This is a genomic window from Pseudomonas sp. GW823-FHT03E05, assembly GCF_058796855.1.
The window spans coordinates 372,613-396,238 of sequence record NZ_JBXAJB010000004.1; the positions used below are offsets into that span (position 1 = coordinate 372,613).

Annotated in this window: 23 protein-coding genes; 17 read left to right on the forward strand and 6 right to left on the reverse strand. The window is 61.3% G+C overall.

Annotated elements, in window-relative coordinates:
• The first annotated feature begins 149 nt into the window (after positions 1–149).
• Together pyrC and rnt are read left to right on the forward strand one after the other, a co-directional pair.
• Positions 150–1,196, forward strand: a complete 1,047-nt coding sequence (pyrC, locus tag AC1RCO_RS18580) for a dihydroorotase (RefSeq protein ID WP_011063109.1) — start codon at positions 150–152, stop codon at positions 1,194–1,196.
• Positions 1,193–1,864, forward strand: a complete 672-nt coding sequence (gene rnt / locus AC1RCO_RS18585; RefSeq protein WP_011063110.1) for a ribonuclease T — start codon at positions 1,193–1,195, stop codon at positions 1,862–1,864. The genes pyrC and rnt overlap by 4 nt, the downstream gene beginning before the upstream one ends.
• Positions 1,865–1,934: 70 nt before the next feature.
• Here the strand turns inward: rnt and AC1RCO_RS18590 are convergent, their stop codons facing one another.
• The gene (locus AC1RCO_RS18590; RefSeq protein WP_011063111.1) at positions 1,935–2,537 is read right to left on the reverse strand and encodes a peroxiredoxin; all 603 of its coding nucleotides are present in this window, start codon (positions 2,535–2,537) and stop codon (positions 1,935–1,937) included.
• Between the two features lie 324 nt (positions 2,538–2,861).
• Between AC1RCO_RS18590 and AC1RCO_RS18595 the strand changes: the two genes are divergently transcribed.
• Positions 2,862–3,080 carry a bacterioferritin-associated ferredoxin gene (locus tag AC1RCO_RS18595; RefSeq protein WP_011063112.1) on the forward strand — a complete coding sequence of 73 codons (219 nt, stop codon included), beginning with the start codon at positions 2,862–2,864 and terminating at the stop codon, positions 3,078–3,080.
• Between the two features lie 212 nt (positions 3,081–3,292).
• The gene (bfr, locus tag AC1RCO_RS18600) at positions 3,293–3,766 is read left to right on the forward strand and encodes a bacterioferritin (protein WP_011063113.1); all 474 of its coding nucleotides are present in this window, start codon (positions 3,293–3,295) and stop codon (positions 3,764–3,766) included.
• A gap of 176 nt (positions 3,767–3,942) precedes the next feature.
• Here the strand turns inward: bfr and grxD are convergent, their stop codons facing one another.
• The 3 genes from grxD to plzR all read right to left on the reverse strand — a co-directional run bounded on the left by grxD (position 3,943) and on the right by plzR (position 6,912).
• Positions 3,943–4,281: a Grx4 family monothiol glutaredoxin gene (gene grxD, locus AC1RCO_RS18605; protein WP_011063114.1), complete on the reverse strand. Its 339-nt coding sequence runs from the start codon at positions 4,279–4,281 to the stop codon at positions 3,943–3,945.
• Between the two features lie 96 nt (positions 4,282–4,377).
• Entirely contained in the window at positions 4,378–6,486 is a 2,109-nt protein-coding gene (locus AC1RCO_RS18610; protein ID WP_492617934.1) for a molybdopterin oxidoreductase family protein, read from the reverse strand.
• 135 nt (positions 6,487–6,621) lie between these two features.
• Positions 6,622–6,912, reverse strand: a complete 291-nt coding sequence (gene plzR, locus AC1RCO_RS18615) for a PlzR type 4 pili assembly inhibitor (RefSeq protein ID WP_015636818.1) — start codon at positions 6,910–6,912, stop codon at positions 6,622–6,624.
• Positions 6,913–7,327: 415 nt separating this feature from the next.
• On the opposite strand from plzR, the gene argF reads away from it, so the two are divergent.
• Both argF and AC1RCO_RS18625 read left to right on the forward strand, forming a co-directional pair.
• Positions 7,328–8,248 (forward strand): ornithine carbamoyltransferase, encoded by a 921-nt coding sequence (gene argF / locus AC1RCO_RS18620; RefSeq protein WP_019096003.1) that lies wholly within the window; start codon positions 7,328–7,330, stop codon positions 8,246–8,248.
• Positions 8,245–9,354, forward strand: a complete 1,110-nt coding sequence (locus AC1RCO_RS18625; protein WP_053153523.1) for an ABC transporter ATP-binding protein — start codon at positions 8,245–8,247, stop codon at positions 9,352–9,354. The genes argF and AC1RCO_RS18625 overlap by 4 nt, the downstream gene beginning before the upstream one ends.
• 76 nt (positions 9,355–9,430) lie before the next feature.
• Here the strand turns inward: AC1RCO_RS18625 and AC1RCO_RS18630 are convergent, their stop codons facing one another.
• Positions 9,431–10,213: a PhzF family phenazine biosynthesis protein gene (locus tag AC1RCO_RS18630; RefSeq protein ID WP_401334901.1), complete on the reverse strand. Its 783-nt coding sequence runs from the start codon at positions 10,211–10,213 to the stop codon at positions 9,431–9,433.
• A gap of 117 nt (positions 10,214–10,330) precedes the next feature.
• Positions 10,331–10,801, reverse strand: a complete 471-nt coding sequence (ybaK, locus tag AC1RCO_RS18635) for a Cys-tRNA(Pro) deacylase (protein WP_011063120.1) — start codon at positions 10,799–10,801, stop codon at positions 10,331–10,333.
• A gap of 371 nt (positions 10,802–11,172) precedes the next feature.
• Here ybaK and AC1RCO_RS18640 point away from each other — a divergent pair, with 371 nt between their 5' ends.
• From AC1RCO_RS18640 to AC1RCO_RS18690, 11 genes are all read left to right on the forward strand, one after another.
• Positions 11,173–12,021 (forward strand): MIP/aquaporin family protein, encoded by an 849-nt coding sequence (locus AC1RCO_RS18640; RefSeq protein WP_015636822.1) that lies wholly within the window; start codon positions 11,173–11,175, stop codon positions 12,019–12,021.
• Positions 12,022–12,097: 76 nt separating this feature from the next.
• Positions 12,098–13,603, forward strand: coding sequence for a glycerol kinase GlpK (glpK, locus tag AC1RCO_RS18645; RefSeq protein WP_015636823.1), 1,506 nt, complete (start codon positions 12,098–12,100; stop codon positions 13,601–13,603).
• Between the two features lie 95 nt (positions 13,604–13,698).
• Positions 13,699–14,454 (forward strand): DeoR/GlpR family transcriptional regulator, encoded by a 756-nt coding sequence (locus tag AC1RCO_RS18650; protein ID WP_011063123.1) that lies wholly within the window; start codon positions 13,699–13,701, stop codon positions 14,452–14,454.
• 275 nt (positions 14,455–14,729) lie between these two features.
• On the forward strand, positions 14,730–16,268 hold the full coding sequence (glpD, locus tag AC1RCO_RS18655; RefSeq protein WP_492617935.1) for a glycerol-3-phosphate dehydrogenase: 1,539 nt from the start codon (positions 14,730–14,732) through the stop codon (positions 16,266–16,268).
• Positions 16,269–16,632: 364 nt separating this feature from the next.
• On the forward strand, positions 16,633–17,547 hold the full coding sequence (locus AC1RCO_RS18660; RefSeq protein WP_011063125.1) for a glutamate/aspartate ABC transporter substrate-binding protein: 915 nt from the start codon (positions 16,633–16,635) through the stop codon (positions 17,545–17,547).
• Between the two features lie 191 nt (positions 17,548–17,738).
• Positions 17,739–18,485: an amino acid ABC transporter permease gene (locus AC1RCO_RS18665; protein ID WP_011063126.1), complete on the forward strand. Its 747-nt coding sequence runs from the start codon at positions 17,739–17,741 to the stop codon at positions 18,483–18,485.
• A complete protein-coding gene (locus AC1RCO_RS18670) occupies positions 18,485–19,156 on the forward strand; it encodes an amino acid ABC transporter permease (protein ID WP_011063127.1) in 672 nt (223 codons plus the stop codon). Before AC1RCO_RS18665 ends, AC1RCO_RS18670 begins: the two co-directional genes overlap by 1 nt.
• On the forward strand, positions 19,153–19,887 hold the full coding sequence (locus tag AC1RCO_RS18675) for an amino acid ABC transporter ATP-binding protein (protein WP_011063128.1): 735 nt from the start codon (positions 19,153–19,155) through the stop codon (positions 19,885–19,887). The genes AC1RCO_RS18670 and AC1RCO_RS18675 overlap by 4 nt, the downstream gene beginning before the upstream one ends.
• 133 nt (positions 19,888–20,020) lie before the next feature.
• Entirely contained in the window at positions 20,021–21,922 is a 1,902-nt protein-coding gene (gene aauS, locus AC1RCO_RS18680) for a two-component sensor histidine kinase AauS (RefSeq protein WP_492617936.1), read from the forward strand.
• Positions 21,919–23,244, forward strand: coding sequence for a two-component response regulator AauR (aauR, locus tag AC1RCO_RS18685; RefSeq protein WP_011063130.1), 1,326 nt, complete (start codon positions 21,919–21,921; stop codon positions 23,242–23,244). The genes aauS and aauR overlap by 4 nt, the downstream gene beginning before the upstream one ends.
• A gap of 27 nt (positions 23,245–23,271) precedes the next feature.
• Positions 23,272–23,601, forward strand: a complete 330-nt coding sequence (locus AC1RCO_RS18690; RefSeq protein ID WP_169892259.1) for a GlpM family protein — start codon at positions 23,272–23,274, stop codon at positions 23,599–23,601.
• Positions 23,602–23,626 lie beyond the last annotated feature (25 nt).

The following is a 23,626-nucleotide window of genomic DNA, read 5'->3' on the forward strand; positions in this document are numbered from 1 at the left end:
TCCACTGACGTGTACAACAGAAAAATCGACAGGCGTTAATACGCCATACCTTCGGGATATCGGTTGCTCGTCGCAAAACTTGATAGCGAGTGCCTGGAAGAGTCTTTTCCGGTAGCATTCCCCCGAGTTTTACCCGCCTGGAACCTCCAATGTCCGACCGCCTGACCCTGCTGCGTCCCGACGACTGGCATATTCATCTTCGCGATGGGGCCGTGTTGCCCAATACAGTCGCAGATGTCGCGCGCACCTTTGGCCGCGCCATCATCATGCCCAACCTGGTACCTCCGGTGCGCAACGCCGCGGAAGCCGACGCCTATCGCCAGCGCATTCTAGCTGCGCGCCCGGCCGGCAGCCGCTTCGAGCCACTGATGGTGCTCTACCTGACCGACCGTACCCAGCCGGAGGAAATCCGCGCGGCCAAGGCCTGCGGTTTCGTCCACGCCGCCAAGCTGTACCCGGCCGGCGCGACCACCAACTCGGATTCGGGCGTGACCAGCATCGACAAGATTTTCCCGGTGCTTGAAGCCATGGCCGAAGTCGGCCTGCCGCTGTTGATCCACGGCGAGGTAACCCGCGGCGACGTCGACGTCTTCGACCGCGAGAAAATCTTCATCGACGAGCACATGCGGCGTGTGGTTGAACGCTTCCCCAGCCTGAAAGTGGTGTTCGAACACATCACCACCGCTGAAGCCGTGCAGTTCGTCAAGGAGGCTTCGGCTAACGTCGGCGCCACCATCACTGCGCATCACCTGCTGTACAACCGCAACCACATGCTGGTGGGCGGTATTCGTCCGCACTTCTATTGCCTGCCGATCCTCAAGCGCAACACCCACCAGGAAGCCCTGCTGGATGCGGCCACCAGCGGCAACGCGAAGTTTTTCCTCGGCACCGACTCGGCGCCTCACGCCCAGCACGCCAAGGAAGCCGCTTGCGGTTGCGCCGGCTGCTATAGCGCCTACGCCGCCATCGAGCTGTACGCCGAAGCGTTCGAACAACGCAATGCCCTGGATCAGCTGGAAGCTTTCGCCAGCCTCAACGGCCCGCGCTTCTACGGCCTGCCGGCCAACACCGACAGCATCACCCTGGTCCGTGAAGAATGGACCGCTCCTGCCAGCCTGCCGTTTGGCGAGCTGACTGTCATTCCGCTGCGCGCCGGTGAAAAACTGCGCTGGCGCCTGCTGGAGGATCACTCGTGAGTGACGACCATTTCGACGACGAACAAGAAGGTAGCAGCGGCGGTCCTCGCCATCCGATGGCGGCACGCTTTCGCGGTTACCTGCCGGTAGTCGTCGATGTTGAAACCGGTGGCTTCAACTCGGCCACCGACGCCCTGCTGGAAATTGCCGCAACCACCATCGGCATGGACGAAAAAGGCTTCGTGTTCCCCGAACACACCTACTTCTTCCGGGTCGAGCCTTTCGAAGGCGCGAACATCGAAGCTGCAGCCCTGGAATTCACCGGGATCAAGCTTGACCATCCCCTGCGCATGGCTGTGAGCGAAGAAACCGCCCTCACCGATATTTTCCGCGGGGTGCGCAAGGCGCTGAAGGCCAATGGCTGCAAGCGCGCCATCCTGGTAGGCCACAACAGCAGCTTCGACCTGGGCTTCCTGAATGCCGCCGTGGCACGCCTGGACATGAAGCGCAATCCGTTCCACCCGTTCTCCAGCTTCGATACCGCCACTCTGGCTGGCCTGGCATACGGCCAGACCGTGCTGGCCAAGGCCTGTCAGAGCGCAGACATCGACTTCGACGGTCGCGAGGCCCACTCGGCTCGCTACGACACCGAGAAGACCGCCGAGCTGTTCTGCGGCATCGTCAACCGCTGGAAACAGATGGGCGGCTGGCAGGATTTCGACGACTGAATAGTCGCTTTCCTTTGCCCCATAAAAAAACCGGCCCTAAGGCCGGTTTTTTTATGCGTGACGCCAAGCCTTACAGCTTGCCGGCGTTCTCGCTCAGGTAAGCAGCAACGCCTTCTGGCGAAGCGGTCATGCCCTTGTCGCCTTTCTTCCAGTTGGCAGGGCAGACTTCGCCGTGCTCTTCGTGGAACTGCAGAGCGTCGACCAGACGGATCAGCTCTTCCATGTTGCGGCCCAGTGGCAGGTCGTTGACGATCTGCGAGCGGACAACGCCTTTGTCGTCGATCAGGAACGCGCCACGGAAAGCCACGCCGCCTTCGGACTCAACGTCGTAGGCCTTGGCGATTTCGTGCTTCATGTCAGCAGCCATGATGTATTGAACCTGACCGATGCCGCCGGCATTGATCGGGGTGTTACGCCAGGCGTTGTGAGTGAAGTGCGAGTCGATGGACACAGCGATCACTTCAACGTTGCGTGCCTTGAAGTCGGCCATGCGGTGGTCCAGAGCGATCAGCTCGGACGGGCACACGAAGGTGAAGTCCAGCGGGTAGAAGAACACCAGGCCGTATTTGCCTTTGATGGCCGAGGACAGGGTGAAGCTGTCGACGATTTCGCCATTGCCGAGAACGGCCGGAACGGTGAAGTCAGGGGCTTGTTTGCCTACGAGTACGCTCATTGGATATCTCCTGGTGTGGACGTAGTAATGAAGAAGAAGGGTTGGCCCCGAGCCTGCCATGCTGATGCGACAGCCCCGTGACGTGCGCCCTCTTCGCAAGGACCGACCATCATACACGGCGTTTTTAAGCTGTCCTTAGTGGTTTTTCCTCTGGCCGGCCTCCAACGCGAAAAATGCGAATGATCTGTCATTAATGCCAAGAAAAGCCGTTCGTCACTCAAGCAAGAATCAGCAACAAAGGGCGTCGAAACCACTTTGACAATCATTCTCGTTAACATTAAGATCCATCGCAATTGAGCCCTAACCAGCGACGGTTCTCATCTTATGTATGTCTGCCTCTGCACCGGTGTCACCGACGGACAAATTCGCGAAGCGATCTACGAAGGTTGCTGCAGCTACCGCGAAGTACGCCAGGCCACCGGCGTTGCCAGCCAGTGCGGCAAATGTGCCTGCCTGGCCAAGCAAGTGGTTCGCGAAACCCTGACCGAATTGCAGAGCAGCCAAGCGGCAATCCCCTACCCTGTGGAATTTAATGTCGCCTGATTTAATCAATAATTAGCGGCGTTACAAACAACCGGACCTGGCGTCCGGTTTTTTTATGCCTGTAATTCAATCGCTTAGAGACAAAACGCGGAACACAAACATTCTTATTCCGATTAATTTTCATATATTATTCAATAACTTAGGTTTGACAGTAATGTTCATGCAGCTCAGACTCTGCCCATGTTCCACTAAATACAGGGCAGGACCCCATCATGAAAGGCGACATTACAGTCATCCAGCATCTCAATAAAATCCTTGCCAATGAACTGGTCGCGATCAATCAGTACTTCCTGCATGCGCGCATGTATGAAGATTGGGGCCTGAACAAGCTGGGCAAGCACGAGTACCACGAGTCCATCGACGAGATGAAGCATGCGGACAAGCTGATCAAGCGCATCCTCTTCCTCGAAGGCCTGCCCAACGTCCAGGACCTGGGCAAGTTGCATATCGGTGAGCACACCAAGGAAATGCTCGAATGCGACCTGCGTATCGAGCGCACCGGCCATGCCGACCTCAAGGCCGCGATCGCCCATTGCGAATCGGTTGGTGACTTCGGCAGCCGTGAACTGCTGGAAGATATTCTGGAATCCGAAGAAGAGCATATCGACTGGCTGGAAACCCAATTGGGCCTGATCGATAAAGTGGGTATCGAGAACTATCTGCAATCGCAAATGGGTGACGAGTAACTCAACTCGTAATACCCGAAGAATAAAAAAGCCCCGCTTCTCTTATGAGAGCGGGGCTTTTTTTATTACGCGGATATGTTCGCGTAACAAACCGAAGCAGAGTGCTTGCCGCGAGTTTCCGAGAATCACACGAGTAGCATGTCGATTCCCGGAAACCCTCGCGAGCAGGCGCGCTTTTACGCTTCGGTCTTGGCAGCGGCTTTTTCGGCAGCGGCCTTGATCAGGCTCTGCAATTCACCGTTGGCGAACATTTCAGCCATGATGTCGCTGCCGCCGACCAGCTCACCGGCCACCCACAGTTGTGGGAAGGTTGGCCAATTGGCGTACTTGGGCAGGTTGGCGCGAATTTCCGGGTTCTGCAGGATGTCCACGTAAGCGAACTTCTCACCACAGCCCATTACGGCCTGAGCGGCTTTGGCAGAGAAGCCGCACTGCGGGGCATTCGGCGAGCCTTTCATGTAAAGCAGAATGGTGTTGTTGGCAATCTGCTCTTTAATAGTTTCGATGATATCCATGGAACACCTCGGCTGAACTTTCCGACTCTGTTGTCGGCACGGTGGCGCATTGTAACGGAATCCTGAGCACCCTGCTCGGCCTCTCCGACAGACATCTCAGGCCGCCTGCACCCTGACCGGCACCCCGTTCAACGCCGCATTTCCCGACAGCACATCGAGCTGGCGCTCGTCGGTCAGGTCATTGGCGCTGCAACCCGGCTGCTCCGTGGCTATGTTCATCTGCACGCCCGGACGCCCATGCCCCCAGCCATGGGGCAGGCTCACAACCCCCGGCATCATCTCGGCGCTGGCCAGCACTTCGACTTCCACCGCGCCGACCCGTGAACTGATGCGTACCCGTTGACCGTCCTGCAAACCCCGGTGAGCCAGATCCTGCGGATGCATCAGCAGTTGGTGACGAGGCTTGCCCTTCACCAGGCGGTGATAGTTGTGCATCCAGGAGTTGTTACTGCGCACATGCCTGCGGCCGATCAACAACAGTTCCCCCTCCTGCGGCGCTTTCAGGGCAGCAAAGCGCTCCAGGTCGGCAATGATCGCCGGCGGCGCAGCCTGGACCCGCCGGTTTTCGGTTTTCAGGCGCTCGGCCAGATTCGGCTGCAGCGGCCCCAGATCGATGCCATGGGGATGCTCGGCCAGCGTCGCCAATGACAGCTTGAACGGCGAGGCGTCGCCATAAGGCCCGGCACGCAGCCCCATATCAATCATTTGCGCCGGAGCGATAGTCGGCTTGAGCGAGCTTTCGGTGCGCTCGGCAAAGGCCTTGGCCAGGCCGACGAAGATCTCCCAGTCGTGCAGTGCACCTTCGGGCTTGGGCAGGATCGCCCGGTTGAAACGGCTGACATTGCGCACCGCGAACAGATTGAACGTGGTGTCGTAGTGATCATTTTCCAGGGCCGAGGTGGACGGCAGGATCAAGTCGGCATAGCGGGTGGTTTCGTTGATGTACAGGTCGATGCTGAGCATGAACTCCAAGCCATCCAGCGCCTGCTCCAGCTGCCGGCCATTGGGCGTGGACAGCACCGGGTTGCCCGCCACCGTGATCAGCGCCCGTACCTGCCCCTCCCCTTCGGTGAGCATCTCTTCTGCCAGGGCCGACACCGGCAACTCGCCGCCGTATTCCGGAAGCCCGGAAACCCGGCTCTGCCAGGCATTGAAGTGGCCGCCCGAAGTCGCCGCTACCAGATCCACCGCGGGGCTGGTACACAAGGCGCCACCCACGCGGTCGAGGTTACCGGTGACCAGGTTGAGCAATTGCAGCAACCAATGGCACAGCGTGCCGAAGGCCTGGGTCGAGACGCCCATGCGCCCGTAGCAGACCGCTCTGTCGGCCGAGGCGAAATCCCTGGCCAGTTGGCGGATCTGTGGCGCCGCAATGGCGCACAGGGGGCTCATGGCCTCCGCCGTGAACCGGGATATGGCCTGGCGCACCTCGGCCAGCCCATCCACCTGCAAGTGACTGTCGCGGGTCGGCCCCTCTTCGAAGATGCTGTTGAGCAGGCCAAACAGCAGCGCGACATCGCCCCCCGGGCGGACAAACAGATGCTGGTCGGCCATGGCCGCGGTTTCGCTGCGCCGCGGATCGACCACCACTACCTTGCCGCCACGGGCCTGGATCGCTTTCAGGCGCTTTTCCACATCCGGAACGGTCATGATGCTGCCGTTGGACGCCAGGGGATTGCCGCCAAGAATCAACATGAAATCGGTGTGATCGATATCCGGAATCGGCAACAGCAAGCCGTGGCCATACATCAGGTAGCTGGTCAGGTGCTGAGGCAATTGGTCGACCGAGGTAGCCGAGAAGCGATTGCGCGTCTTGAGCTGGCCGAGAAAGTAGTTGCTGTGGGTCATCAGCCCATAGTTGTGCACGCTGGGATTGCCCTGGTAGGTCGCCACCGCGTTGTTGCCATGACGCTGCTGAATACTCGCCAGCCGCTCGGCCACCAGGGCAAAGGCCTCGTCCCATTCGATCGGTTGCCACTCATTGCCAACCCGGCGCACCGGCTGGCGCAGGCGGTCCGGGTCATTCTGGATATCTTGCAAGGCCACGGCCTTGGGGCAGATATGACCGCGGCTGAAACTGTCCTGAAGATCGCCCTTGATCGAGCTGATGCGCGGAGCACTGCCGTCTTCTTCAGTGATTTCCAGGGTCAGGCCACAGATGGCCTCACACAGGTGGCAGGCACGGTGATGGAGAGTCTTGGTCATGGCCAGTCTCTATTGTTTGAGAGCGCAGCGTATTCGCTTGCCGGAAGCAAAAACTATGGGCGCTCCCCTGACAGGACACCAGTGACGTTCGTCCCATGAATTCACGGCCATCAGCCCCGGCCATGATCGGCACCTTCAGTTGGAGGGCAACCGTGGCGGCCCATCCGCTGAGACGTGGGTGGTTGCATCCACGGCCTCCCGCTCTCCATAGCCACCCGAGAGTTGTGCGAGCAATCGCCAATGCTCGTCCAGGCCTGCACTGAGGCTCATCATCCGGTCGATCATCTTGCGCGCGGCCGCTCGGGTCACCGGATCTTCACTGCGCAGCAGCTCGAAGGAAAACGCCGTCACCGAAGCTGTCATGTCGGTGAGTGCCCGGGCCGTGAGCCCCAAGAGCGTCATCAGTTGTTGCTCCCTGGATTCCATCGTTCACCCGTCCCTGCCACTGATTCGCCTTTATAACCTCAGCACTTTGCATTAGGAAATGTTTCAGGCTGCCAGCCCGCGGATTATCCGGGACGCAGCCCCCGCCCTCCAGGTCAGAAAACGACTGCATGGGCGCCACCCGCGCCGCGCTCGATTGCCAAGGCGCGCCGGGGCAGTGTACAAATGCCCGGCTGCTGTCTGGAAACTGGTCTCAAAAGTGCCAGCGCATTCGCGTCCTGGCCTCTCATGCCCATAATCGCCGTAGCACTACTATTGGTAAGACGCGACATTTAATTATAAGATCGCGCCTTCCCCTATTTCGTCGCCCCGTGCGGCTTTCGCCGCAGGTCCAGCCCGTTGTTCGACTAAACAAGGCTTTGAGAATCTGCGGTCCGTTGCAAAAAGGTAGTTAATGATGAGCGCAAGGCACTTTCTCTCCCTGATGGATTGCACGCCCGAAGAGCTGGTCAGTGTGATTCGTCGAGGCATCGAGCTGAAGGACCTGCGTAACCGCGGCGTACTCTTCGAGCCCTTGAAAAATCGTGTGCTTGGCATGATTTTCGAGAAGTCGTCGACCCGAACCCGACTGTCCTTCGAAGCCGGCATGATCCAGCTGGGCGGCCAGGCCATCTTCCTTTCGCCACGGGACACTCAACTGGGGCGCGGCGAGCCCATCGGCGACTGCGCCATCGTCATGTCGCGCATGCTCGATGCCGTGATGATCCGCACCTTTGCCCACAGCACCCTGACCGAGTTTGCGGCCAACTCCCGCGTACCGGTGATCAACGGCCTGTCCGATGACCTGCACCCCTGCCAACTGCTGGCTGACATGCAGACGTTCCTCGAGCATCGCGGCTCGATCCAGGGCAAGACCGTGGCCTGGATCGGCGACGGCAACAACATGTGCAACAGCTATATAGAAGCGGCCATCCAGTTCGACTTCCAACTGCGCATCGCTTGCCCCGAAGGGTACGAGCCCAACGCGGATTTCGTAGCCCAGGCCGGCGACCGCGTGACCATCGTTCGTGATCCTCGCGAAGCCGTGCGTGGTGCCCACCTGGTGAGCACCGATGTCTGGACCTCCATGGGCCAGGAAGAGGAGACCGCCAAGCGCCTGCAACTGTTCGCTCCCTTCCAGGTCAACCGCGCACTGCTGGACCTGGCCGCCGAGGACGTTCTGTTCATGCATTGCCTGCCCGCCCACCGCGGTGAAGAAATCAGCCTCGACCTGCTGGACGACCCGCGTTCGGTGGCCTGGGACCAGGCGGAAAACCGCCTCCACGCACAAAAGGCCCTGCTCGAATTCCTCGTCGAGCCGGCGTACCACCACGCATGAGCCAGCCCTTGCTACTGAACCTGCGCAACCTCGCTTGCGGCTACCAGGACCAACGCGTGGTGCAGAACCTCAACCTGCACCTCAATGCCGGGGATATCGGCTGCCTGCTGGGCTCATCCGGCTGCGGCAAGACCACCACCCTGCGCGCCATCGCCGGGTTCGAGCCGGTGCATGAGGGGGAAATCCAGCTGGCGGGCGAGACCATCTCCAGCGCCGGTTTCACCCTGGCGCCGGAGAAACGCCGGATCGGCATGGTGTTCCAGGACTACGCCCTGTTCCCGCACCTGAGCGTGGCCGACAACATTGCCTTCGGCATTCGCAAACACCCGCAGAAAGAGCGGGTGGTGGCCGAACTGCTGGAGCTGGTGAACCTGAAGAACCTCGGCCAGCGCTTCCCCCACGAACTGTCCGGTGGCCAGCAACAACGGGTGGCCCTGGCTCGTGCCCTGGCTCCCGAACCACAACTGCTGCTGCTCGACGAGCCCTTCTCCAACCTCGACGGCGAACTGCGACGCAAGCTCAGCCACGAGGTGCGTGACATCCTCAAGGCCCGTGGCACCAGTGCGATCCTGGTCACTCACGACCAGGAGGAAGCCTTCGCCGTGAGCGATCAGGTAGGGGTGTTCAAGGAAGGCCGCCTGGAACAGTGGGACACACCGTACAACCTCTACCACGAACCCCAGACGCCCTTCGTCGCCAGCTTCATCGGTCAGGGCTACTTCATTCGCGGCCAGTTGAGCAGCCCGGAATCGGTACAGACCGAACTCGGCTTGCTGCAGGGCAACCGCGCCTACACCTGGCCAACCGGCGGTGCGGTGGATGTGCTGTTGCGTCCGGACGACATCGTCCACGCCCCCGACAGCGCCTTGAAAGCCCGCGTCGTGGGCAAGACGTTCCTCGGCGCCTCGACCCTGTATCGCCTGCAGCTGCCCACCGGCAGCCAGCTGGAATCGATCTTTCCGAGCCACGCCGATCATCAGGTCGGCGCCGATGTGGGTATCCGGGTCGCGGCGGAACACCTGGTGCTGTTCCAGGCCTCGGGCAGTACCGCAGCGCAGATCCCGCAAAGCGACTCAGGGGTGCGCCGCTACAGCAGCGCGCATTGAGCCGTCTTCGCTGGCAAGCCAGCTCCTACGACAGCGCACTGTAGGAGCCGGCTTGCCGGCGAAACACCCAGCACAGTCATTGCAGATGCAACTGCCCACTGGCAATCAGCCGGGCATGCCCACCAATCTTCACCCGCTCACCTTCCAGACGACAAAACAACGCGCCACCTCGGGCAGAGCACTGGTAGGCGCTCAACTGCGGCTTATCCAACCGCTGCGCCCAGTAAGGCGCCAGGCAGCAATGGGTGGATCCGGTCACCGGGTCCTCATCGATACCGATGGCGGGGGCAAAATAGCGCGAGACAAAGTCGTGCTGCTCCCCACGCGCAGTCACGATCACCCCGGGCCAGGGCAGTTTCGCCAGCGCCGTCATATCCGGCCGGCACTCACGCACCGCCTGCTCCGACTCCAGCACGGCCAATAGCTCGTTGGCCCCCAGCAATTCGACGACCTCAACCCCCAGCGCTTGCGCCACCGCCTCCCGCCCTGCCTGGCTGCTCGGGCTGCGCAGCGGGAAATCCAGCCACAACAGGCCCTCTTCACGGGTGACACTCAGGGGCCCGGACTGGCTAAGAAAGTCGATACGCTGCGCGGTCTGGCCATAAACCTCGAACAACACATAGGCAGTGGCCAAGGTTGCATGCCCGCACAACGGCACTTCCGTCACCGGGGTGAACCAGCGAATCCGCCAGCCCTGGGCCTCACGCACCACAAAAGCGGTCTCTGCCAGATTGTGCTCGGCGGCAATTTGCTGCATCAGCCTGTCATCGAGCCAGGACTCAAGCCGGTAAACCATGGCCGGATTACCCGCGAACGGGCGCTCGCTGAACGCATCGACCTGATGAAACTCAAGCTGCATATCCCTTCTCCGTGAATAACTGGCCCCCAGCATGGGCCCTGGCCCCCAACGGGGGACAGACACAGAAGTCGGGATTTTCCTGCATACAGCAGCGGCCCTGGCCGCAGCCGTTGCGACTCAAGGACGACCGATATCGGCGAACCTGGCCTGGGTATGCTCGGCCAGTACCGCCGGCGCCAGCTCGACTTCCAGGCCACGGCGCCCGGCGCTGACAAAGATGCTGGCGAACGGCTGCGCACTGTTATCGATAAAGGTCCGCAGGCGCTTCTTCTGCCCCAGCGGGCTGATGCCTCCCAGCAGGTACCCCGTGGCGCGCTGGGCGGCAGCCGGGTCGGCCATTTCAGCCTTTTTCACGCCCGCTGCGTGGGCCAGGGCCTTCAGGTCAAGACTTCCGACGACCGGCACCACCGCCACCAGCAACTCACCCTTTTCACTGCTGGCAAGCAAGGTCTTGAACACCTGCGCAGGATCAAGATCAAGCTTCTCCGCGGCCTCCAGGCCATAGGAGGCGGCCTTGGGGTCATGTTCGTAACTGTGGATGCGATGTTCGGCGCGAACTTTTTTCAGCAGGTCCAGTGCAGGGGTCATGGCAGCTCCAGGCGAGGAATGAAAAGGCAAAACCAAGCGCGCGAATTTTAGGTCATTCACCAGCAAAAGGCTCTATTCCAAGCCTTGATAACCGGCCCGTGTGCCTACGAAAGCAACCACGCCTGTCGTTCCCGCGACTATGCCCCGGAATCATTCATTTGATTGATATCTATAAAATGACCATCCGTTCACTTTCGACCTTTGACAGCGGTGTTTCTTGTCTATATTTTTTCGTTTCTGAATATCATGCGGTAGATCCAAGGTTGTACCCAGTAGCAAGGCGAGGTCGGAATGGGGATTCCGCCTTCGTTTGAAGTCGCGCTCCATGCCTTTTGCAGCAGCGCCAGACAACAACAAAAATCGAGGTTCACATGACAACTGCTCTGCAACAACCGTCGCTATCGGGCCAATGCATCGCCGAGTTTCTGGGTACTGCGCTGTTGATCTTCTTCGGCACCGGTTGTGTCGCCGCGCTCAAGGTCGCGGGGGCCAGCTTCGGCCTATGGGAAATCAGCATCATCTGGGGGATCGGCGTGAGCATGGCGATCTACCTGACCGCCGGAGTTTCCGGCGCGCACCTGAACCCGGCCGTGAGCATCGCCCTGTGCCTATTCGCCGATTTTGAGAAGCGCAAACTGCCGTTCTACATCCTCGCCCAGATCGCTGGCGCCTTCTGCGCGGCGCTGTTGGTTTACACGCTGTACAGCAACCTGTTCTTCGATTTCGAACAAACCCACCAGATGGTCCGTGGCTCCCAGGCCAGCCTGGAACTGGCCTCGGTGTTCTCCACCTTCCCCAACCCGGCGCTGTCCACTGCCCAGGCGTTCCTTGTGGAGCTGGTGATCACCGCCATCCTGATGGGAGTGATCATGTCCCTGACCGATGACAACAATGGCCTGCCGCGCGGCCCGATGGCTCCGCTGCTGATCGGCCTGCTGATTGCCGTGATCGGCAGTGCCATGGGCCCGCTGACCGGATTTGCGATGAACCCGGCGCGGGACTTCGGGCCTAAACTGATGACGTTCGTGACCGGCTGGGGTGAAATTTCCTTCACCGGCGGCCGTGATATTCCGTATTTCCTGGTGCCAATCTTCGCTCCGATCCTCGGCGCCTGCCTGGGTGCTGCGGCCTATCGCGGCTTGATTGCCCGCCATTTGCCCAGCGCTGCTGTCGCCCCGGAGGCCGAACAGGTCACCGAAGGCAAAGTCAAAGCTTCCTGAATCCAGTGGCGCGTGATCCTGCCCAAATCGATCGCGCGCCTGTTCTCACTCCCTTATTTCGTCCAAGGCAATCGACATGACCGACATTCAGAATAAGAACTACATCATTGCCCTCGATCAGGGTACGACCAGTTCCCGGGCGATCATTTTCGATCGCGACGCCAACGTGGTCTGCACCGCCCAACGTGAATTCGCCCAGCATTACCCTCAGGCCGGCTGGGTCGAACATGACCCGATGGAAATCTTCGCCACCCAGAGCGCGGTGATGGTCGAGGCCCTGGCACAAGCCGGCCTGCATCACGACCAGGTGGCCGCCATCGGTATCACCAACCAGCGTGAAACCACTGTGGTCTGGGACAAGAACACCGGCCGGCCGATCTACAACGCCATCGTCTGGCAGTGCCGCCGCAGCACCGAGATCTGCCAGCAGCTCAAGCGCGACGGCCTGGAAGACTACATCCGCGAAACCACCGGCCTGGTGACCGACCCCTACTTCTCCGGCACCAAGCTCAAGTGGATCCTCGACAACGTCGAAGGCAGCCGCGAGCGTGCGCGCAACGGCGAGCTGCTGTTCGGCACCATCGATAGCTGGCTGATCTGGAAATTCACCGGCGGCAAGACCCACGTCACCGACTACACCAACGCCTCGCGCACCATGCTCTTCAACATCCACACCCTGGAGTGGGACGCGAAGATGCTGGAGGTGCTGGACATCCCGCGGGAAATGCTTCCGCAGGTGAAGTCCTCGTCGGAAATCTACGGCCGCACCAAGAGCGGCATCGCCATCGGCGGTATCGCCGGCGACCAGCAGGCCGCGCTGTTCGGCCAGATGTGCGTCGAGCCGGGCCAGGCCAAGAACACCTACGGCACCGGCTGCTTCCTGCTGATGAACACCGGCGACAAGGCGGTTAAATCCCAGCACGGCATGCTCACCACTATCGCCTGCGGCCCCCGTGGCGAAGTGGCCTACGCCCTGGAAGGTGCAGTATTCAACGGCGGTTCCACCGTGCAGTGGCTGCGTGATGAACTGAAGATCATCAACGACGCCCACGACACCGAATACTTCGCCGGCAAGGTCAAGGACAGCAACGGCGTGTATCTGGTGCCGGCCTTCACCGGCCTGGGTGCTCCCTACTGGGACCCCTATGCCCGTGGCGCGCTGTTCGGCCTGACCCGTGGCGTGCGCGTGGACCACATCATCCGTGCCGCCCTGGAGTCCATCGCCTACCAGACCCGCGACGTGCTCGACGCCATGCAGCAGGACTCCGGCGAACGCCTCAAAGCCCTGCGGGTGGACGGCGGCGCCGTGGCCAACAACTTCCTCATGCAGTTCCAGGCCGACATCCTCGGCACCCAGGTGGAACGCCCGCAAATGCGTGAAACCACCGCCCTGGGCGCTGCCTACCTGGCGGGCCTGGCCTGCGGTTTCTGGGGCAGCCTGGAAGAACTGCGGGGCAAGGCGGTGATCGAGCGCGAGTTCGAACCACAACTGGCGGAAGCGGAAAAAGAAGGCCTGTACGCAGGCTGGAAGAAGGCCGTCAGCCGCACCCGCGACTGGGAACCCCACGACGAGGCCAAATAAGCCAAGCCGTGGATTGGTAACCGCTTGTAACTGGTAGGGAGGGGATTCCTGCGGCATCATGGGCAAATTTTGCACGGCAGCCCAAAGGAAGCCCCATGAATCTGCCTCCCCGTCAGCAGCAAATCCTCGATCTGGTTCGCGAACGCGGCTACGTCAGCATCGAGGAATTGGCCCAGCTGTTCGTCGTAACCCCGCAAACCATCCGCCGCGATATCAACCAGCTGGCGGAAGCCAATCTGCTGCGCCGCTACCACGGTGGCGCAGCCTATGACTCCAGCGTAGAAAACACCGCCTACGCCATGCGCGCCGACCAGATGCGCGACGAAAAGCAGCGTATCGGCGAAGCCGTTGCCGCGCAGATCCCCGATCACGCCTCGCTGTTCATCAATATCGGCACCACCACCGAATCCATCGCCCGGGCCCTGCTCAATCACAGCCACCTGAAGATCATCACCAACAACCTGCACGTGGCCTCGATGCTCAGTGCCAAGGATGATTTCGACGTGCTGCTCACCGGCGGCAATGTGCGCCGTGACGGCGGCGTGGTGGGCCAGGCCAGTGTCGACTTCATCAACCAGTTCAAGGTCGACTTCGCCCTGGTGGGCATCAGTGGCATCGACGAGGACGGCAGCCTGCTGGACTTCGACTACCAGGAAGTGCGGGTATCCCAGGCGATCATCGCCAATGCCCGGCAGGTGATCCTTGCTGCCGACTCCAGCAAGTTCGGGCGCAACGCCATGATCCGCCTGGGGCCCATCAGCCTGATCGATTGCCTGGTCACCGACCAGCAACCGGTACCGGCCCTGACCCAACTGCTCAACCAGCACAAGATCCGTCTCGAAGTGGTCTGACTGCTCTCCCTCCTGCGGATCCGGCCGCGCTCGAACGACGAGCCTCGACGCTTCATCGCTTTCGAAATCGCCGCGGCCGATCCCGCCATCCAGCCCAAGGCAACAGCAGCGGCTACAGTTACCCGTCGACAATGTTCGAAAACTTTCCTTTAGCGCTGCTTCGATCAGTTTTTTCAATCGAAGCACGCTGGATGCGTGCATCTTTATGCGCTAGTATTTTCGAAAATGAACATTAATGTTCGAATTCAAATATCAAAGTAACACGAGGCCTGTCGATGCCCACTTCTACCTTGCCCGCGCGCCCTCTTTCCGAGGTTTACGATATCGCCGTCATTGGCGGTGGGATCAATGGTGTTGGAATTGCCGCCGATGCGGCAGGTCGCGGCCTGTCCGTGTTCCTTTGCGAAAAGGACGACCTGGCCAGCCATACCTCCTCGGCCAGCAGCAAGCTGATCCACGGCGGCCTGCGCTACCTCGAACATTACGAGTTCCGCCTGGTGCGCGAAGCCCTGGCCGAACGCGAAGTGCTGCTGGCCAAGGCCCCGCATATCGTCAAGCCCATGCGTTTCGTCCTGCCGCACCGGCCACACCTGCGCCCGGCCTGGATGATTCGCGCCGGCCTGTTCCTGTATGACCACCTGGGCAAGCGGGAAAAACTCGCCGGCTCGCGCAGCCTGAAGTTCGGTGCCGACAGCGCCCTGAAAGCCGAAATCACCAAGGGCTTCGAATACTCCGATTGCTGGGTCGACGATGCGCGCCTGGTGGTGCTCAATGCCATGGCCGCCCGCGAACACGGCGCCCATGTTCATACCCAGACCCGCTGCATCAGCGCCCGCCGCAGCAAGGGCCTGTGGCAACTGGAGCTGGAGCGCGCCGATGGCAGCCTGTTCTCCATCAGCGCCAAGGCCCTGGTGAACGCCGCGGGCCCCTGGGTCGCCAAGTTCATCAAGGACGACCTCAAGCTGGAGTCGCCGTACGGTATCCGCCTGATCCAGGGCAGCCACCTGATCGTGCCCAAGCTGTACGAGGGCGAGCACGCGCACATCCTGCAGAACGAGGACCAGCGCATCGTCTTCACCATTCCCTACCTCAACCAGTTCACCCTGATCGGTACCACCGACCGCGAATACACCGGTGACCCGGCCAAGGTGGCGATCACTGAAGGTGAAACCGATTACCTGCTGCAAGTGGTCAATGCGCACTTCAAGAAACAGCTGAGCCGCAGCGATATCCTGCACAGCTATTCCGGCGTTCGCCCGCTGTGCAATGACGAATCCGACAACCCTTCGGCCGTGACCCGCGACTACACCCTGGCCCTTTCCGGCCATGGCGAGGAGGCCCCCCTGCTGTCGGTGTTCGGCGGCAAGCTGACCACCTACCGCAAACTGGCGGAATCGGCGATGGCGCAGCTGGCGCCGTACTTCAAGCAGGCCAAGCCGAGCTGGACAGCCCAGGCCACCCTGCCCGGTGGCGAGAACATGAGCACGCCACAGGCGCTGGCAGAAACCATCCGCAAGAAGTTCGACTGGGTACCCAGCCAGATCGCCCAGCGCTGGGCCACCAGCTACGGCAGCCGTACCTGGCGCCTGCTGGAAGGCGTGCACAGCCTCAGCGACCTGGGCGAACACCTGGGCGGCGGCCTCTATACCCGTGAAGTGGATTACCTGTGCAGCGAGGAATGGGCAGTGAAAGCCCAGGACATTCTCTGGCGCCGGAGCAAGCTCGGGCTGTTCACCACCGAGGCGCAGCAGCAGCAACTGCAGGATTATCTGCAGAAAGTCGAGCACAATCGCGGCAAGATCAAGGCTGCCTGAGCCACATAGGCAAGCAAAGCCCCTGCGCCGGAAGGTCCAGGGGCTTTTTTGTGGGCCCGCAGGATTGAACGTTTCGCCGGCAAGCCGGCTCCTACAATGGCAGGGGCACGTTCGGTTTTCCGAATGGCGAAGCCGCAGGGGTTCGGATAACCGGATACAGCCGCTGAAATCCCCAGGTCACAAATATTCTATAGGCTTGAAAATCAAGGGTTTGACGATGATCAATGGGTCTGGCACGACTCATGCTCTACACTGTGCGACGAATGCCTGTCGTGCCAACACAACAGGAGCCGTCAAGGCATTCGCTGTATAAAAGAGCCGTCGAACTGGCTTCATAAAAAAAACAAATGTCGAGGAAATATTGATGCGCATCGTTCCCCATCTGTTGGGCGCAGCTATCGCTGCCGCTCTGATTAGCACTCCAGTTTTCGCTGCCGAGCTCACCGGCACACTGAAGAAAATCAAAGAGTCCGGCACCATCACCCTCGGACATCGCGACGCTTCCATTCCGTTTTCCTACATCGCTGACGCTTCCGGCGTGCCAGTGGGTTACTCCCACGACATCCAGCTGAAAATCGTCGAAGCGATCAAGAAAGACCTCGACATGCCTGACCTGAAGGTCAAGTACAACCTGGTCACCTCCCAGACCCGCATCCCGCTGGTGCAGAACGGCACCGTGGACGTCGAGTGCGGCTCCACCACCAACAACGTCGAGCGTCAGCAACAAGTCGACTTCTCCGTTGGCATCTTCGAGATCGGCACCCGTCTGCTGTCCAAGAAGGACTCTTCCTACAAGGACTTCGCGGACCTGAAAGGCAAGAACGTGGTAACCACAGCCGGTACCACTTCCGAGCGCATCCTCAAGGCCATGAACGCCGACAAGCAGATGGGCATGAACGTGATCTCCGCCAAGGACCACGGTGAGTCGTTCCAGATGCTGGAATCGGGCCGCGCCGTAGCCTTCATGATGGACGACGCGCTGCTGGCCGGTGAAATGGCCAAGGCCAAGAAACCGACCGACTGGGCCGTGACCGGTACCCCTCAGTCCTACGAAATCTACGGCTGCATGGTGCGCAAGGGCGATGCCCCGTTCAAGAAAGCCGTGGATGACGCCATCGTCGCCACCTACAAATCGGGCGAAATCAACAAGATCTACGACAAGTGGTTCCAGTCGCCGATCCCGCCAAAAGGCCTGAACCTGATGTTCCCGATGAGCGACGAGCTCAAGGCCCTGATCGCCAACCCGACCGACAAAGCGGCTGACGACAAAAAGTCCTGATTCCTGACTAACCTTATCTCCTGAAGGGGCCCTGCCCTTTCAGGAGTCTGTCACTACCTGCTGGCATTTTTTGGAAACACTCGAACCGGTGGTTGTCGAGCCGATCGTGTGTGCCTGATCGTCATGATCAGGCGGGAACGGACGTCCCCAGGCGGGTGCTTGTACATCGAACGATCTGAGGGGTAACCCTAATGAATTACAACTGGGACTGGGGCGTGTTCTTCAAGTCCACCGGCGTGGGCAGCGAGACCTATCTCGACTGGTTCATCTCCGGCCTGGGCTGGACCATCGCCATCGCCGTGGTGGCCTGGATCATCGCGCTGCTGCTGGGCTCGATCCTGGGCGTCATGCGCACCGTGCCGAACCGCCTGGTGTCGGGCATCGCCACCGTGTACGTGGAGATCTTCCGCAACGTGCCGCTGCTGGTGCAGCTGTTCATCTGGTACTTCCTGGTGCCGGACCTGCTGCCGGAGAACCTCCAGGAGTGGTACAAGCAGGACCTCAACCCGACCACCTCGGCCTACCTGAGCGTTGTCGTGTGCCTGGGCCTGTTCACCGCCGCACGGGTTTGCGAACAGGTACGTACCGGTATCCAGGCCCTGCCCCGTGGCCAGGAATCCGCCGCACGCGCCATGGGCTTCTCGCTGCCGCAGATCTACTGGAACGTGCTGCTGCCCCAGGCCTACCGGATCATCATTCCGCCGCTCACCTCGGAATTCCTCAACGTATTCAAGAACTCCTCCGTGGCATCGCTGATCGGCTTGATGGAATTGCTGGCCCAGACCAAGCAGACCGCCGAGTTCTCGGCCAACCTGTTCGAAGCCTTCACCCTGGCTACCCTGATCTACTTCACCCTGAACATGAGCCTGATGCTGCTGATGCGCCTGGTGGAGAAGAAAGTTTCGGTCCCCGGCCTGATCTCCGTGGGAGGTAAATAATGGAATTCGACTTCTCGGGCATCATCCCGGCCATTCCCGGCCTGTGGAACGGCATGCTGATGACCCTCAAGCTGATGGTCATGGGTGTGGTCGGCGGGATCATCCTCGGTACCTTGCTGGCCTTGATGCGCTTGTCTCACAACAAGCTGCTGTCGAACCTGGCGGGCGCCTACGTCAACTACTTCCGCTCGATCCCGCTGCTGCTGGTGATCACCTGGTTCTACCTGGCGGTGCCTTTCGTGCTGCGCTGGATCACCGGCGAAGACACCCCGATCGGCGCATTCACCTCGTGCATCGTGGCCTTCATGATGTTCGAAGCGGCGTACTTCTGCGAAATCGTCCGTGCCGGCGTGCAGTCGATCCCCAAGGGCCAGATGGGCGCAGCCCAGGCACTGGGCATGAGCTATGGCCAGACCATGCGCCTGATCATCCTGCCCCAGGCGTTTCGCAAGATGACCCCGCTGCTGCTGCAGCAGAGCATCATCCTGTTCCAGGACACCTCCCTGGTGTACACCGTGGGCCTGGTGGATTTCCTCAACGCCTCGCGGTCCAGCGGCGACATCATCGGCCGCTCCAATGAATTCCTGATCATCGCTGGTCTGGTCTATTTCACAATCAGCTTTGCCGCCTCGCTGCTGGTCAAGCGTCTGCAAAAAAGGTTCGCCGTATGATCTCTATCAAGAACATCAACAAGTGGTATGGGGACTTCCAGGTGCTGACCGATTGCAGCACCGAGGTCAAGAAAGGTGAAGTGGTGGTGGTCTGCGGGCCGTCCGGCTCCGGCAAGTCGACCCTGATCAAGTGCGTCAACGCCCTGGAACCCTTCCAGAAAGGCGACATCGTGGTGGACGGCACTTCCATCGCCGACCCCAAGACCAACCTGCCGAAACTGCGTTCCCGCGTGGGCATGGTGTTCCAGCATTTCGAGCTGTTCCCGCACCTGACCATCACCGAGAACCTGACCATCGCGCAGATCAAGGTGCTGGGCCGCAGCAAGGAAGAGGCCACCAAGAAAGGCCTGCAACTGCTGGACCGCGTCGGCCTCGCCGCCCATGCCCACAAGCACCCGGGGCAACTCTCCGGTGGCCAGCAACAACGTGTGGCCATCGCCCGCGCCCTGGCCATGGACCCGATCGTCATGCTGTTCGACGAACCGACCTCGGCCCTGGACCCGGAAATGGTCAACGAAGTGCTGGACGTCATGGTGCAACTGGCCCATGAAGGCATGACCATGATGTGCGTGACCCACGAAATGGGCTTTGCCCGCAAAGTGGCGAACCGGGTGATCTTCATGGACAAGGGCCAGATCATCGAGGACTGCCAGAAAGAAGAGTTCTTCGGCGATATCAGCGCCCGTTCCGAACGTGCGCAGCACTTCCTCGAGAAGATCCTGCAGCACTAAAACCCGCGTTCCTGTAGGCGCCGGCTTGCCTGCGACGGGACGGTATCTGACTCCCCTATCGTCAGTGCCGCCCTGGTCGCCAGCAAGCCGGCTCCTACAGACACTGCGCAGTGGTTGACCCAAGGCATCTGTGATGAAATGCGACCCCACTCTCTATCGCGCCGCGCCGCCATCACTCGCCGTGAAACCCCGCCTGATCCGACATCTGTTCCTGCCGCCCCTGGTCATCCTGCTGATGATCGGCCTGGGCTACGTCGGGTTCTGGATCAGCGAGCACAACGGCATCCGCACCCTCAGCGAAAATGGCCAGCGCCAGCTGGAGCTGCATGCCCGCGCCGTAGAAAGTGAGATCAGCAAGTACACCTATCTGCCGAGCCTGCTGGAACTGGAATCCAGTGTTTCCCAGCTGCTGGGCGACCCTTCGCCGGAACACCGGCAAACCGTCAATCAATACCTCGAAGGCCTGAACCGCCGCAGCCGCAGCCGGGCCATCTATGTCATGGACACCACGGGCCGGGTGGTGGCCACCAGCAACTGGCGTGACGTCGACAGCTACCTGGGCGAAGACCTGTCGTTCCGGGCCTATTACCAGAACGCCGTGCGCGGCCAGCCCGGGCGCTTCTACGGCATCGGCAGCACCAACGGCGAACCTGGCTACTACCTGGCCCATGGCCTGGAGGAACAAGGCAAGATCATCGGCGTGGCGGTGGTCAAGGTACGCCTGGAGGCCCTGGAGGAACGCTGGCAGCGTGCCCGCCTGGAAGCCTTCGTCAGCGACGAGAACGGCATCATCATCCTGTCCAGCGATCCGGCGCGCCGCCTCAAGTCGGTCCGCCCGCTCAGCGACGACACCAAGGAACGCCTGGCCCGCAGCCTGCAATATTACTGGTTCCCCCTCAACGAACTGGAACCCCTGGCCCGGGAACGCCTGGCCGAAGGCGTGGAAAAGCTGACCTTTCCGGCCAACACCGAGCTGGTGTCCGACGAGAAAGCCATCAGCTACCTGTCCCAGACCCGGCCCCTGAGCGATACCCCCTGGAACTTCACCCTGCTCACCCCGTTGCAGGACCTGCGCCGCGAAGCCATCAACCAGGGCATCCTGGTGGCGGTGGCCTTTGCCCTGGTGGCCTTTCTGCTGATCGCCTGGAACGAACGGCGCAAGGTCATCGCCACTCGCCTGGCCGCCCGTGAAGCCCTGCAGGAAGCCAACAGCCAGCTGGAACGGCGGATCACCGAACGCACCGCCGACCTGCGGGCCAGCAACGAACGGCTCAAGGGCCAGATCCGCGAACGCCGCCAGGCCGAGGAAACCCTGCGCCGCGCCCAGGACGAACTGGTCCAGGCCGGCAAGCTGGCGGCCATCGGCCAGATGTCCACCAGCATCGCCCACGAGCTGAACCAGCCCCTGGCGGCCTTGCGTACCTTGTCCGGCAACACCGTGCGCTTCCTCGAACGCGGCGCCCTGGACACCGCCAGCGCCAACCTCAAGACCATCAATGAACTGATCGACCGTATGGGCCGCATCACCGCCAGCCTGCGCTCCTTCGCCCGCCGTGGCGACGACCAGGGCCAGGCCAGCCTGGACAAGGCCGTTGACGCAGCCCTGCAAGTGCTCAATGCGCGCCTCGAACCCCTGCCCCTGCAACTGCACCGCGACTTCACCGAGCAGACCCTGCAGATCGACCAGACCCGCCTGGAGCAGATCCTGGTCAACCTGATCGGCAATGCCCTGGATGCCATGCAGGCCCAACCGGAGCCGCAACTGTGGCTGGAGGGCGAATTCAGCGAGGGCAAGTACCGCCTGCGGGTGCGCGACAACGGCCACGGCATCGATCTTGAAGCGCGCAAGCACCTGTTCGAACCCTTCTTCACCACCAAACCCGGCGAGCAGGGCCTGGGCCTCGGCCTGACCCTGTCCGCCAGCCTCGCCGCCGCCACCGGCGGCAGCCTGGGGGTGGAACACCCGGCAAGCGGCGGCACCGCCTTTGTCCTCAGCTTGCCCCTGGCAAGCCCCACTCGAGCCGAGCCGATATGAACAACGAGCTGACCGTGCTGATCGTCGAAGACGACCCCCATGTCCTGCTGGGTTGCCAACAGGCCCTGGCCCTGGAAGACATTCCCTGCATCGGTGTGGGCAGCGCCGAAGAAGCCCTGGCCCAGGTCGGTGAAAACTTTCCCGGCATCGTGGTCAGCGACATTCGCCTGCCGGGCATCGATGGCCTGGAACTGCTGAACCGCCTCAAGGCCCGGGACCGCAGCCTGCCGGTGGTGCTGATCACTGGCCACGGCGATATTTCCATGGCCGTGGGCGCCATGCAGAAAGGCGCCTACGACTTCATGGAAAAACCCTTCTCCCCCGAGCGCCTGGTGGATGTGGCCCGCCGCGCCCTGGAGCAACGGGGCCTGGCCCGGGAAGTGACCTCGCTGCGCCGCCAACTGGCCGAACGCAGTTCCCTGGAAGGGCGGATCATCGGCCGCTCGCCGGCCATGCAGAACCTGCGGGAGCTGATCGCCAACGTTGCCGATACCTCGGCCAACGTGCTGATCGAGGGCGAAACCGGTACCGGCAAGGAACTGGTTGCCCGTTGCCTGCACGACTTCAGCCGGCGCCACCAGCAGCAGTTCGTCGCCCTGAACTGCGGCGGCCTGCCCGAGAACCTCTTCGAAAGCGAGATCTTCGGCCACGAGGCCAACGCCTTCACCGGCGCCGGCAAACGGCGCATCGGCAAGATCGAGCACGCCCACCAGGGCACGCTGTTCCTCGACGAAGTGGAAAGCATGCCGATCAACCTGCAGATCAAGCTCTTGCGCGTGTTGCAGGAGCGTACCCTGGAGCGCCTCGGTTCCAACCAGAGCGTGGCCGTGGATTGCCGGGTGATCGCCGCCACCAAGTCGGACCTGGACGAAATGAGCCGGGCCAAGGAGTTTCGCAGCGACCTGTACTACCGCCTCAACGTGGTGACCCTGGAACTGCCGCCCCTGCGCGAACGCCGCGAAGACATCCTGCAGTTGTTCGAGCACTTCCTGCAGCAGTCGTCCCTGCGCTTTGACCGCGCGGTGCCGGAGCTGGACAACCAGACCCTGTCGACCCTCATGAGCCACGACTGGCCGGGCAACGTGCGCGAGTTGCGCAACGTCGCCGAACGCTTTGCCCTCGGCCTGCCGGCCTTCAAGAAGCCCGGCAGCAGTGTCGCCCAGGGGCTGGGCTTTGCCGAGGCGGTGGAAGCCTTCGAGCGCAACCTGCTCAACGATGCCTTGCAGCGCAGCGGCGGCAACCTGACCCAGGCCAGCCAGGAGCTGGGCATGGCCAAGACCACCCTGTTCGACAAGGTCAAGAAGTACGGCCTGAGCCACTAACCCAAGGCGCGAGTAACCATGGATCTATTGTTGAAGGCCGCCCTGGGCGCGGCGGTGGTGGTGATTCTGGCGGCCCTGGCCAAGACCCGGAACTACTACATCGCCGGCCTGGTGCCGCTGTTCCCGACCTTTGCCCTGATCGCCCACTACATCGTCGGCAAGGGCCGCTCCCTCGATGACCTGAAGACCACCATCCTGTTCGGCATGTGGTCGATCATTCCCTACTTCGTCTACCTGGCGACCCTGTATGTGATGGTCGACCGCCTGCGCCTGGAAGCTTCCCTGGCGGTAGCCGCCGTGGCCTGGCTGATCGCCGCGACGATCCTGGTCAGCGTCTGGGTGCGCCTGCACGCCTGAGCCCTGCCATTCCCGTAGGAGCGAG

Bases quoted from the DNA above. Each gene is read 5' to 3' on its own strand.
- pyrC (WP_011063109.1), top strand. From the start codon at position 150: ATGTCCGACCGCCTGACCCTGCTGCGTCCCGACGACTGGCATATTCAT.
- AC1RCO_RS18590 (WP_011063111.1), bottom strand. From the start codon at position 2,537: ATGAGCGTACTCGTAGGCAAACAAGCCCCTGACTTCACCGTTCCGGCC.
- AC1RCO_RS18595 (WP_011063112.1), top strand. From the start codon at position 2,862: ATGTATGTCTGCCTCTGCACCGGTGTCACCGACGGACAAATTCGCGAA.
- bfr (WP_011063113.1), top strand. From the start codon at position 3,293: ATGAAAGGCGACATTACAGTCATCCAGCATCTCAATAAAATCCTTGCC.
- grxD (WP_011063114.1), bottom strand. From the start codon at position 4,281: ATGGATATCATCGAAACTATTAAAGAGCAGATTGCCAACAACACCATT.
- AC1RCO_RS18610 (WP_492617934.1), bottom strand. From the start codon at position 6,486: ATGACCAAGACTCTCCATCACCGTGCCTGCCACCTGTGTGAGGCCATC.
- plzR (WP_015636818.1), bottom strand. From the start codon at position 6,912: ATGGAATCCAGGGAGCAACAACTGATGACGCTCTTGGGGCTCACGGCC.
- argF (WP_019096003.1), top strand. From the start codon at position 7,328: ATGAGCGCAAGGCACTTTCTCTCCCTGATGGATTGCACGCCCGAAGAG.
- AC1RCO_RS18625 (WP_053153523.1), top strand. From the start codon at position 8,245: ATGAGCCAGCCCTTGCTACTGAACCTGCGCAACCTCGCTTGCGGCTAC.
- AC1RCO_RS18630 (WP_401334901.1), bottom strand. From the start codon at position 10,213: ATGCAGCTTGAGTTTCATCAGGTCGATGCGTTCAGCGAGCGCCCGTTC.
- ybaK (WP_011063120.1), bottom strand. From the start codon at position 10,801: ATGACCCCTGCACTGGACCTGCTGAAAAAAGTTCGCGCCGAACATCGC.
- AC1RCO_RS18640 (WP_015636822.1), top strand. From the start codon at position 11,173: ATGACAACTGCTCTGCAACAACCGTCGCTATCGGGCCAATGCATCGCC.
- glpK (WP_015636823.1), top strand. From the start codon at position 12,098: ATGACCGACATTCAGAATAAGAACTACATCATTGCCCTCGATCAGGGT.
- AC1RCO_RS18650 (WP_011063123.1), top strand. From the start codon at position 13,699: ATGAATCTGCCTCCCCGTCAGCAGCAAATCCTCGATCTGGTTCGCGAA.
- glpD (WP_492617935.1), top strand. From the start codon at position 14,730: ATGCCCACTTCTACCTTGCCCGCGCGCCCTCTTTCCGAGGTTTACGAT.
- AC1RCO_RS18660 (WP_011063125.1), top strand. From the start codon at position 16,633: ATGCGCATCGTTCCCCATCTGTTGGGCGCAGCTATCGCTGCCGCTCTG.
- AC1RCO_RS18665 (WP_011063126.1), top strand. From the start codon at position 17,739: ATGAATTACAACTGGGACTGGGGCGTGTTCTTCAAGTCCACCGGCGTG.
- AC1RCO_RS18670 (WP_011063127.1), top strand. From the start codon at position 18,485: ATGGAATTCGACTTCTCGGGCATCATCCCGGCCATTCCCGGCCTGTGG.
- AC1RCO_RS18675 (WP_011063128.1), top strand. From the start codon at position 19,153: ATGATCTCTATCAAGAACATCAACAAGTGGTATGGGGACTTCCAGGTG.
- aauS (WP_492617936.1), top strand. From the start codon at position 20,021: ATGAAATGCGACCCCACTCTCTATCGCGCCGCGCCGCCATCACTCGCC.
- aauR (WP_011063130.1), top strand. From the start codon at position 21,919: ATGAACAACGAGCTGACCGTGCTGATCGTCGAAGACGACCCCCATGTC.